We start from the raw sequence: 9,647 nt of genomic DNA on the forward strand, positions 1-9,647 counted from the left end.
CTTAGTGTTTGAGCCTGCTTGGGAACCTCATATGATGAGTGAAGATGCAAAAGAGATTATGGGTGCTAGTGGAGCTGCTATTTCTTGGTAGGTTTGAAACTCTTTGTTTCAAGCTTATTTTTTAATTGAATCAACTTAGAAAGTTGTTTTAGCTGAACTAAATCTAATTTATCTTTTTCTCTATTTGTAGAAGATTTATTTATAATCAAATCATTTAAACACAAACAATAAGTTTCTAATCCATCAAAATCTATTTTATTTTTATTATTCCAAGCATCCTCAAAATTAAGTCCGTCTATATCGGTTAAAATATCTATTCTATTTGGAGCGTTACCAATTTGTATAACACTATTTGATTCTAAAAAATCATCAGGTTTTAATTTAAAAGGTACACCAAATTCATCTAAAGCATTATATATTTTTATAGCATTTTCTTTATTTTTTTCAACCCATAAATCTATATCATATGTAGCCCTTGAATATCCTAATTTTGACATAGCAAAAGCACCAGATATTAGATACTTAACTTTAAATTCATTAAAAATTTCTATTATATCTTTATAGTCATCTGTTAAATACATTATCTATCTCTTAATGATATTTTTCTAATAATATTTTTATCAACAAACAAAGGTGCAACCATTTTATTTTCATTTTCCCATTTTTTTATTGACATAGAGTACAGCAAATCCCAAGATTTTTTACAATCTAATTCAAAATGAAAACTGTGATGATTTAAAGAGTGTAAAGGAATTTTTGTAATAGTTATTTTATCTCTTCTATTTAATGCTCTTTGTTCTCTTAGTGTCATTTATTTTCTCTTTTTTTCTATTTTAAATGTATATTATAGCATAAATTAAATTTGGTGTGATATAAAATAAAGGTGGGACAGCTTAGAACGAAACCTTACAAAGCAAGTGTTGAGAAAAGTCCCACTTTTGAAAAGTTGAAAATATAAAAGAGGATTTAAATTTTTTTGATGAAGAGTTGGCTGTTGATGAAGCAAAAGTAAACTTAGTGTTTGAGCCTGTTTGGGAACCTCATATGATGAGTGAAGATGCAAAAGAGATTATGGGTGCTAGTGGAGCTGCAATTTCTTGGTAGGTTTGAAACTCTTTGTTTCAAACCAAAGCTAAAAATAATAAATTAAAAAATCTATACAATTTTTATTTTATAAATTTATTATTCAGATGAAGCTGATTTATATGCAGTATAAATTATATAAGCCATTCCAATAATACCTATGCTAAGTGCGATATAACCTATCATCTTGTCTCCTTTTATTTTTTTGCTTCTCTAATCTCTTTTAGCTTTTTTTCAATATTCTTATTTAATTTAAAAAAAGCAATTAATAAACCTAAAAGAAATAAACTAGCTATTATTAATAAAATTGTATCTTGCGTTTTATAAGTTGTGACTATCCAACCAAAAACAGCAGTAAAAACACCAACTATTACACCCAACCAAAATTTTAATAATCCTAATCTTTCTTTTAGCTCATCTAACTTTGGCATAATTTTCTCCTTAAACATTTGCGATTGTATCATAAAATAACTATTATTTTAATATATTAAAAGCATAAATTTGATGTGATATAAAATAAAGGTGGGAGAGCTTAGAACAAAACCTTGCAAAGCAAGTGTTGAGAAAAGTTCCACTTTTGAGAAGTTGAAAATATAAAAGAGGATTTAAATTTTTTTGATGAAGAGTTGGCTGTTGATGAGGCAAAAGTAAACTTAGTGTTTGAGCCTGTTTGGGAACCTCATATGATGAGTGAAGATGCAAAAGAGATTATGGGTGCTAGTGGAGCTGCTATTTCTTGGTAGGTTTGAAACTTTTTGTTTCAAGCTTATTTTTTAATTTGAAAAAAGCAACAAAAAATTGTGACGAGTTGTTTTTTATGTACTTTATTTTTTAAATAAATCACTATGAGAACCAACTGCTACACAAGTAAAAACTAAAATATTACTCTCTTTTTTGTATATTAAAAGTAAATCAGGTTTTACATGACACTCTCTAAACTCCTTTAAATTACCTTTTAGTTGATGATCTTTATGTTTTTTATCTAAAATTTGATTATTTGCCAACATAAAAACTATATTATCAACTAAATCTTTATCATCTTGTTTTAATCTTTTTCTTTGTTTCTTGAATTTTAGAGTTGTTACTATTTCAAACACTATTTATCTTCCATAGCTTTTTTATAAGTTTCGAAATCTTTAAAACTTTCAACTTTTCCATTTTTAACCTCTTCAATGGCTTCTAAGAGTTCATTTGTTGGTTCTTTTTCAATTTTTAAATTAGCATTTGGTGTAAGTTTTATAATACTTTTAATAACATCTAAAAGTTTTTTATCTGCATTTTCTATAGTTATAAGCATCTTATTCCTTTATAAATATTTTGGAGAAGATTATATCAAATTAGGAAGTAAAAAGGCAAAAAGAGTTGTTAGAAAGCTTAAATTTTTTTTAATAATTTATCATAATCATCATGAGAACCAATCCAAAACCAAATTATATTATTTTCTTCAATAACTCCAATAGTACGATAATTTATATTTATTCTGCAAGAGTAAATTGGTTTATTTGAATGAACTCTTTTAAAATGTAAACTTGCATGATAAGGATTTTGTTTAAATATTTCATATTGTTTTCTAGCCAAAATTCTAATATCTTTTGGTAGTTGTTTAAAAAATTTTCTAAAATTTGGATTTACAAATGATTTCATATTTATTTTAATTCAATACATTTATTATTTTTAAAATCTTTTAGAGCAATATTTGCTAAATCTGAAAGTAAATCTTCACTATTTGAAAACTGTTTTTCCCACTCTTTTTCGCTCTCTATTTCATTTATAATAAATCTTGCAAAAATATTCTGTTCTAGCTCTGGTAATTTTGATATTTCTTCAAAAGCACTATTTAAAAGTTTTGTCATAATAAATCCTTTATAAATATTTTGGAGAAGATTATATCAAATTAGGAAGTAAAAAGGCAAAAAGTTTATATGTTCAATTGATTTTTTTAATATCATCAAATAAACACTTCTTCAAAAGAAACTGTTTTTAAGTTTCCATTTTTATATTCATTTAATCTTTTTTTAGATTCTTCTATCCAAAATTCTTCAATATCTTTATTTGGCTCATTTAAACTCAAAATTAGGCTCTCTATTATTAGATATTTTTCTTGAGGTTTTAGTTTAATAGCTTCTTTTATGATTTCATTTGTTCCCATAAAAGCTCCTTTACAAAATAAGTTTTAGATTATATCAAATTAGGAAGTAAAAAGGCAAAAAAAAGCTTGAGCCAAAACCCAAGCTTGAAATCCATATTTTTTATTAAAATGGATTAATAATTTTTAATTTTTTTTCAATTAATTGTTTATCTTGCATATCTTCACTATATAACATTGTACAAGAATTTTCCAATGCTGTTGAAACAATCAAGGCATCATAAAATTGTAAGTTATAATTTTGTTTAAGATTCAAAGCATTTAATTGTGTTTGTATCAAGAAAAATTTTATCTTTCATTTGCTTCTTGCCTATCAAACTTAAAATTACTCGTATCTATTTTAATTGCATTTAATGTTTTTTTATCTTTATTCTTATTTTTCAAAGGCTTATCTTCAACTATTTCAATCTTTTTTTTATCTAAACTATTTAATAAAAATATTATATGGCTATAAATATCATCGTGAACTTTTAGCTTAATTGTGTGCATAGATTTTCCTTTATAAATATTTTGGAGAAGATTATATCAAATTTAGAAGTAAAAAGGCAAAAAGTTTATATTTACTTTTTTTATAAAAAGTAACAAAAAATCGTGACACGAGTTGATTTTTTAGGGATTTTTTCAATAAATTTCTAAAAATTAAAAACTTGCAAACTAAAGTTTGCTTCAAACAGTTTAATTTTTTATACGAAATTTATATCAAAAATCTTTATCCTAAAAAAACAAAGTGTCACATTCAAAGAGTTTGTTAGATTTTTAATTCCGAAAAAAAAGGCAAAAAAAAAGCTTGAGCAAAAAGCTCAAGCTTTAGGAAAAAAAGTTTTATACTCTAAATATTAGAATGTATATGCAACTTGAATTCTTCCTCTATCTTGGTCAACTGTTTTAACTCCAGTAGATTTAGTTTTAACTTCATTTTGACCGTATCTTACATATGTAGTTAGATTTTTAGACATTTTGTATGTTAATTGACCATAAATCTCACTTCTTTCAGTATTAGCTGCAGATTCTTTAGACTCTAATGAACCATAATGAGCAGTGAAATTTAAATTTTCTAAAATATCAGCACCTAATGCAAGTTGTAAATACTCAGCATCTTGGATACTATTTGATGATAAATTCCAACCTAGAGATGTATTTTTTGCATCATTATCTAAAGCTGTTAATCCACCATGTTTTCCAGTATTTGTATATGCAATTCTAGCATTAACAATTCCAACTTTACCATCAACTGCTAGTCTAAACATATCATTTTTCTTAGCATCTCCTGTAATACCTAGAACATTTTTATTATCTAATTCTAAGTTTACATATCTAGCTTCTAAACCAATTTTTGCATTTTCTGCTAAATCTAGTTTTGAAGTAGCTGCTAAAGTATATGTATCAAATTGATCTTGCATTGTTAAATACCAAGCTTCTACTTGAGCTACATCTACTATATTTGCAATTGCTGCAACAGTAGCTATATCTTTTGTACCAATATCATATGTTATTAGAGGAGCAGTACTATTTTTTAGAGGATGATCTCCACTTTTATCTAAATTTGTTTGATTGAAGTATCCAGCAGCAAGTGTTACAGGACCTACATTTGAAAGAGCTAAAACCCCAGTACCTGTTTGTTCGTTTCCATTTATATCATTTGCAACTGTCCATGGAGTAGCAAGACCTTGTTTACCAACATTTACAGTTGTATTTGGAATAGCTGTTAAAGCAAAGTAAGCATGAGAAAGTGTTACTTCAACATTTTGATCATTAGCACTTGAAGTATCTAGACCACCTCCAGCAAAACCAGAATCAGCTCCACCTACAATAAATCTTGAGTTAAATTTAACATAATCATTTACTTTTGAAGACAGATTTAAACCTATTTTGTAATTATTGTCTGCTTTTGTTTGGTTAGTTGGTGCTTTACTATTGTCTTTTTCATCATATCTATATACAACAGATCCAGATACTTCTACATCTTTAATAGCTTCTTCAAGTGGTTTCGCGTTTGCACTTGATAGACCTGCAACTGCAACAGCTGCAACTAAACTTAGTTTTGTGAATTTTTTCATCGTTTTTCTCCTAAAATCTCGAAATTAAAGTCGATTTACAAGAAGTTATTAACTTATTGTTTACCGTGGCGACCATTTTATATGAGTTAAATTTAAAGTTTTCTTAAAGTTACTGCATAATTACACTATTTTTAGCTTTTTTAATAATTTTTTAATTTATTGAGGGTTTTTAGCAATATCAAACAATTTTTCTATCAATAAAAAAGAAGAAATTTTGAATAAAATAGTCTAATATGTTGGAAAATTTTTCAAAAAAGGCAAAAGATGAAAAAGATAAATAAGGTTTTAATAGCAAATAGAGGAGAGATAGCTCTTCGAATTATAAGAGCTTGTAAAGAGCTTGAGATAAAAAGTGTTGCAATTTTTTCAGAGGTTGATGTTGAGGGTGTTTGGGTAAGAAAAGCTGATGAGTGCTATCCAATACTAGGAGATGTAGTTCAAGCATATTTAGACTATGACAAAATCATATCTATTGCAAAAAAATCTGAGTGTGATGCGATTCATCCTGGATATGGTTTTTTAAGTGAAAATGCAGATTTTGCAAGAGCTTGTGAAGAGAATGGAATTATTTTTATTGGTCCTAAGCCTGAGCATATTGAGCTTTTTGGAGATAAGATGGCTTCTAAAGTTGCTATGAAAAAAGTTGGAGTTCCTGTGCTTGAGGGTACTGATGAGCCAATAAGCGATATAGCAGAAGCTTCTAAAATAGCAAAACAGATTGGATTTCCTGTAATTATCAAAGCTGCTTTTGGTGGTGGTGGAAGAGGAATGAGAATTGTAAAAAAAGAGGAAGAGTTTAAAGAGCTTTATGAAGCTGCTACAAATGAGGCTAAAAAGTATTTTGGACGAGGTGAGACATTTATTGAAAAATATGTTGAAAATCCAAGACATATTGAGATTCAAATTATTGCTGATAAGTATGGAAATGTGTTGCATTTAGGAGAGAGAGATTGTAGTATTCAAAGAAGACATCAAAAGGTTATTGAGATTGCTCCATCGCCACTTTTAACTGATAGTGCTAGAAGAGAGCTTTATAGAATTGCTACAAAAGCTATGTTCAAACTTGGATATGAGAGTGTTGGAACTGTTGAGTTCTTGCTTGATCCTGATGATAATATCTATTTTATTGAGATGAATACTAGAGTTCAAGTTGAGCATCCTGTTACTGAGACTATTACAGGAGTTGATATTATTCAAAGAATGATTCAAATTGCTGAGGGCGATAAGATGATTTTCTTACAAGAGGAGATTAACTTTAGAGGTTACTCTATAGAGTTTAGAATAAATGCTGAAAATCCACTAAAAGGATTTATGCCATCTGTTGGAACTGTTGAGAAGTATCTTACTCCAAATGGTCCAGGAGTTAGACTTGACTCTGCACTTTACACTGGATATAAAATCCCTGCAAACTATGACTCAATGGTTGGAAAACTTATTGTTTGGGCGCTTGATTGGGAAGGTTGTGTAAAAAAAGCAAAAAGAGCCTTAGATGAGTTCTATATTGAAGGTTTCCCTACAAATATTCCACTTCACAGAGAAATTGTTAGAGATGAAGATTTCAAAGCTGGAAGATTTACAACTAACTATTTAGATACAAAAATGGATATTTTTACACTTCATAGTGAAGATAATATCAAAGAAGAAGAGGCAAAGGTTGAGAATCTTAAAAAACTGATTTCTACGATTAACTCTAAAAATATCACTACAAGACACTAGAAAAAAGAGCTTTAAGGCTCTTTTTTTAAATCATCTAAACTAATTTTTTTCATATTTTTATTTGCTCTTGCATCTTTTATCGCTTCTAAAGTTTCATCATTTGGAATCTTTATTTCAAAAGGTATTCCTCTTTGTAAAACACTTTGAGTTAAAAATATATTAAAAGCTTCACTTAACCCTAAACCATACTGCTTAAAAATCTCTTGAGCTTTTTCTTTTGTTGTTGAGTCAAGATATACATTTGTTCGTATTTTATTTGAAGTTGTAGTCATTTTATCTCCTTTTTTTGAAATTTTAACACACAATGTGTGTTTTGTCAATGATATTTTGTTAAATAAAGCTTCATAATAGTAGAATTCCAAAAAAAAATTTAAGGCTTTATTGTGTCAATATTTCTAACTTTACTTGGAAAAATCATACCTTTGTATTTTAGTGTTTTTCTGGGTTTTTTAACAACTTATAAACTTAAGTGCGATAAAGAGAGTGTTGCAAAGATTTTGCTATATATTTTGGCTCCTTTGATAGTTTTAAATGCAACAATTAGTGTGAAACTTGATATGCAAGTTCTTTTTTTGCCACTATCTTTTTTTGTTTTTAGTACGGTTTTGGCATTTTTTTTGCTTTTTATTTTTAAAAAAATATATAGTGATAATACGGCAAATTTATTAGCATTTAGTACAAGCACGGGAAATACTGGAAATATTGGAATACCTTTGGCTATTTTGTTTTTAGAGCCAAGATTGGTTGATATTTTTATTTTCTCTATTTTGGCCTCTATTTTGTATCAAAATTCTGTTGGGTATTATATTACTGCTAAAGGAAATTTTAGTGCTAGTGAGAGTTTAAAAAAGGTTTTAAAACTTCCTGTTGTATATGCTTTTATTTTGGGAATTTTTTTAAACTTAAATGGTATAAAAATCCCTGAAATGCTACTTTCTTATAGTGAGTTTTTAAAAGGAGCATATGCAATTTTAGGAATGATGCTAATTGGAATGGGAATGGAAAATTTCAAATCAACTAAAGCTTTTGATGCAAAATTTATATCATTTACCTTGCTTATTAAGTTTGTGCTTTGGCCAGTTGCAACTTTGATTTTTATATATTTGGATAAAAATTTTATTCACTTTTTAGATAGTGATTTTTATATGATTATGTTTTTATTTAGTATTGTTCCTTTGGCTGGAAATACTGTAACTGTGGCAACTATTTTAAATGTGAAGCCTGAGAAGATGTCTATGGCTGTTTTTGTTTCAACTATTGTATCGCTGTTTTATATACCTTTGGTTTTGTATTTTTATATGTATTAGATTTTTAATCTATATTTTAGAACAAAATTAATACTATAGTTTTTTAATTAGAACTTTTAGGAGTCTATATGCACACTATAAAATTGAATATTTCAGATAGTTTATATACAAAATTGGCAAATAAAAAGATAGATATAGAGTCTGCTTTTGAAGAGTTACTTTATGATTTGGTTGATGATGGTTATAGTTCTATATCAAAAGAAGATGCTGATAAAAGAGTTAGTGATGCTGTTTTAAAATATAAAAAAGGTGAGCTTAAAACTATAACTTATGAAAATGGTATGGATAAAATAGATAGTTGGCTTAAATCTATTAAATGAAAATTATAAAAAATATATCTTTTGATGATAATCTTTTATCAATTTTAAAATATATTTCAAAAAATTCTATATCAAGAGCTAAAAACTTTAAAAATTAACTTGATAAGAAAATAAAAAATATCCCTAATATGCCTTTTAAAGCAAGACAATCTATACATTTTAATGATATTTTTGTAAGAGATTTAATTTTCAAAGGTTATACAATTCCTTATTTAATAGATGAAGATTTAGATGTTATTGTTATCCTTGACATTTTTAAGTGGCAGACTAGATAAGTAATCTTCAATTTATTTTAATTTTGTAGTGCTAAAATCTTTGATTAATTTAATACAAGGATATAGGCTTATGTTTTTATCAAACAAATTTGATAGATTTCAGTTGGATGCAATTGATGAGGCTTTTGCTGTTGTGCATTTTAAACCAAATGGAACTATCTTAAAAGCAAATAAAAATTTCTTAAATATTATGGGCTACTCTTTGGAAGAGATAAGAGGGGAAAATCACAAAATATTTTGTGAAGATAGCTTTGTAAATAGTGCTGAATACAAACAGGCTTGGGATGCTGTAAATAGAGGAGTATCTATAAGTGCTGATGTTAAAAGAGTAAAAAGAGATGGAAAATTTGTATTTTTTAAAGCTACTTATATGCCTATAAAAAATAGTCAAAAAAGTGTTGTGGAGGTTGTTTTACTTGCGCAGGATATTACAAAAAATAGATTAAATGATTTATACTTTAGAGGTCAAGTTGATGCTATAAATAAGTCACAAGCAGTTATTGAGTTTGATATGCAAGGTAATATTTTAAATGCAAATAAAAACTTCTTAGATACTATTGGGTACACAAAAGATGAGATTGTTGGGAAACATCACTCAATTTTTTGTGAAGAGTCTTGTGAACCAACCTCTGCCTAAAGACAGAGGCTTCCTAACTAGCAACCTCTAATGAAGTTGAGCGAAAGGCTTTGTGTTTATTTAAGTCCACAAGGCTAGTTCCTAGCCCAAACGACTCTAATCCTCT

Annotated in this window: 17 protein-coding genes; 5 read left to right on the forward strand and 12 right to left on the reverse strand. The window is 27.6% G+C overall.

Going from position 1 to position 9,647, the window contains the following annotated elements; translation table 11 throughout:
• Window positions 1–77: 77 nt before the first annotated feature.
• The 11 genes from WC168_RS08280 to WC168_RS08330 all read right to left on the reverse strand — a co-directional run bounded on the left by WC168_RS08280 (window position 78) and on the right by WC168_RS08330 (window position 5,286).
• On the reverse strand, window positions 78–581 hold the full coding sequence (locus tag WC168_RS08280) for a DUF6036 family nucleotidyltransferase (protein ID WP_372618634.1): 504 nt from the start codon (window positions 579–581) through the stop codon (window positions 78–80).
• Entirely contained in the window at window positions 581–811 is a 231-nt protein-coding gene (locus tag WC168_RS08285) for a hypothetical protein (RefSeq protein WP_066161309.1), read from the reverse strand. Before WC168_RS08285 ends, WC168_RS08280 begins: the two co-directional genes overlap by 1 nt.
• A 469-nt stretch (window positions 812–1,280) precedes the next feature.
• The gene (locus WC168_RS08290; RefSeq protein WP_066353955.1) at window positions 1,281–1,514 is read right to left on the reverse strand and encodes a hypothetical protein; all 234 of its coding nucleotides are present in this window, start codon (window positions 1,512–1,514) and stop codon (window positions 1,281–1,283) included.
• 393 nt (window positions 1,515–1,907) lie between these two features.
• On the reverse strand, window positions 1,908–2,183 hold the full coding sequence (locus tag WC168_RS08295) for a type II toxin-antitoxin system YafQ family toxin (protein WP_372618647.1): 276 nt from the start codon (window positions 2,181–2,183) through the stop codon (window positions 1,908–1,910).
• Entirely contained in the window at window positions 2,180–2,380 is a 201-nt protein-coding gene (locus WC168_RS08300; RefSeq protein WP_319087297.1) for a hypothetical protein, read from the reverse strand. The genes WC168_RS08295 and WC168_RS08300 overlap by 4 nt, the downstream gene beginning before the upstream one ends.
• 77 nt (window positions 2,381–2,457) lie before the next feature.
• Entirely contained in the window at window positions 2,458–2,727 is a 270-nt protein-coding gene (locus tag WC168_RS08305; protein WP_066408716.1) for a hypothetical protein, read from the reverse strand.
• Between the two features lie 2 nt (window positions 2,728–2,729).
• Window positions 2,730–2,936 carry a hypothetical protein gene (locus WC168_RS08310; RefSeq protein ID WP_066408715.1) on the reverse strand — a complete coding sequence of 69 codons (207 nt, stop codon included), beginning with the start codon at window positions 2,934–2,936 and terminating at the stop codon, window positions 2,730–2,732.
• A 95-nt stretch (window positions 2,937–3,031) separates the two neighbouring features.
• The gene (locus WC168_RS08315; RefSeq protein ID WP_066161307.1) at window positions 3,032–3,232 is read right to left on the reverse strand and encodes an addiction module protein; all 201 of its coding nucleotides are present in this window, start codon (window positions 3,230–3,232) and stop codon (window positions 3,032–3,034) included.
• Between the two features lie 103 nt (window positions 3,233–3,335).
• Window positions 3,336–3,509, reverse strand: coding sequence for a hypothetical protein (locus WC168_RS08320; protein WP_279134654.1), 174 nt, complete (start codon window positions 3,507–3,509; stop codon window positions 3,336–3,338).
• A gap of 8 nt (window positions 3,510–3,517) precedes the next feature.
• Window positions 3,518–3,718, reverse strand: coding sequence for a hypothetical protein (locus tag WC168_RS08325; protein WP_260883185.1), 201 nt, complete (start codon window positions 3,716–3,718; stop codon window positions 3,518–3,520).
• Window positions 3,719–4,065: 347 nt separating this feature from the next.
• Complete coding sequence (locus WC168_RS08330) at window positions 4,066–5,286, reverse strand: major outer membrane protein (RefSeq protein WP_372618638.1); 1,221 nt, start codon at window positions 5,284–5,286, stop codon at window positions 4,066–4,068.
• A 264-nt stretch (window positions 5,287–5,550) separates the two neighbouring features.
• Between WC168_RS08330 and WC168_RS08335 the strand changes: the two genes are divergently transcribed.
• On the forward strand, window positions 5,551–7,002 hold the full coding sequence (locus tag WC168_RS08335; protein ID WP_372618640.1) for an acetyl/propionyl/methylcrotonyl-CoA carboxylase subunit alpha: 1,452 nt from the start codon (window positions 5,551–5,553) through the stop codon (window positions 7,000–7,002).
• Window positions 7,003–7,013: 11 nt separating this feature from the next.
• Here the strand turns inward: WC168_RS08335 and WC168_RS08340 are convergent, their stop codons facing one another.
• Window positions 7,014–7,274, reverse strand: a complete 261-nt coding sequence (locus WC168_RS08340; RefSeq protein ID WP_279134650.1) for a type II toxin-antitoxin system RelB/DinJ family antitoxin — start codon at window positions 7,272–7,274, stop codon at window positions 7,014–7,016.
• 111 nt (window positions 7,275–7,385) lie between these two features.
• Here WC168_RS08340 and WC168_RS08345 point away from each other — a divergent pair, with 111 nt between their 5' ends.
• The 4 genes from WC168_RS08345 to WC168_RS08360 all read left to right on the forward strand — a co-directional run bounded on the left by WC168_RS08345 (window position 7,386) and on the right by WC168_RS08360 (window position 9,541).
• A complete protein-coding gene (locus WC168_RS08345; RefSeq protein ID WP_066161302.1) occupies window positions 7,386–8,309 on the forward strand; it encodes an AEC family transporter in 924 nt (307 codons plus the stop codon).
• A gap of 68 nt (window positions 8,310–8,377) precedes the next feature.
• Entirely contained in the window at window positions 8,378–8,629 is a 252-nt protein-coding gene (locus tag WC168_RS08350; RefSeq protein WP_066161301.1) for a hypothetical protein, read from the forward strand.
• A gap of 128 nt (window positions 8,630–8,757) precedes the next feature.
• Window positions 8,758–8,904 carry a hypothetical protein gene (locus WC168_RS08355; protein ID WP_372618643.1) on the forward strand — a complete coding sequence of 49 codons (147 nt, stop codon included), beginning with the start codon at window positions 8,758–8,760 and terminating at the stop codon, window positions 8,902–8,904.
• A 70-nt stretch (window positions 8,905–8,974) separates the two neighbouring features.
• Window positions 8,975–9,541, forward strand: a complete 567-nt coding sequence (locus WC168_RS08360; RefSeq protein ID WP_372618645.1) for a PAS domain-containing protein — start codon at window positions 8,975–8,977, stop codon at window positions 9,539–9,541.
• Window positions 9,542–9,647: the final 106 nt, after the last annotated feature.

This window comes from Aliarcobacter sp. (assembly GCF_041672065.1).
In the GTDB taxonomy this organism is placed as follows: Bacteria; Campylobacterota; Campylobacteria; order Campylobacterales; family Arcobacteraceae; genus Aliarcobacter; species Aliarcobacter skirrowii.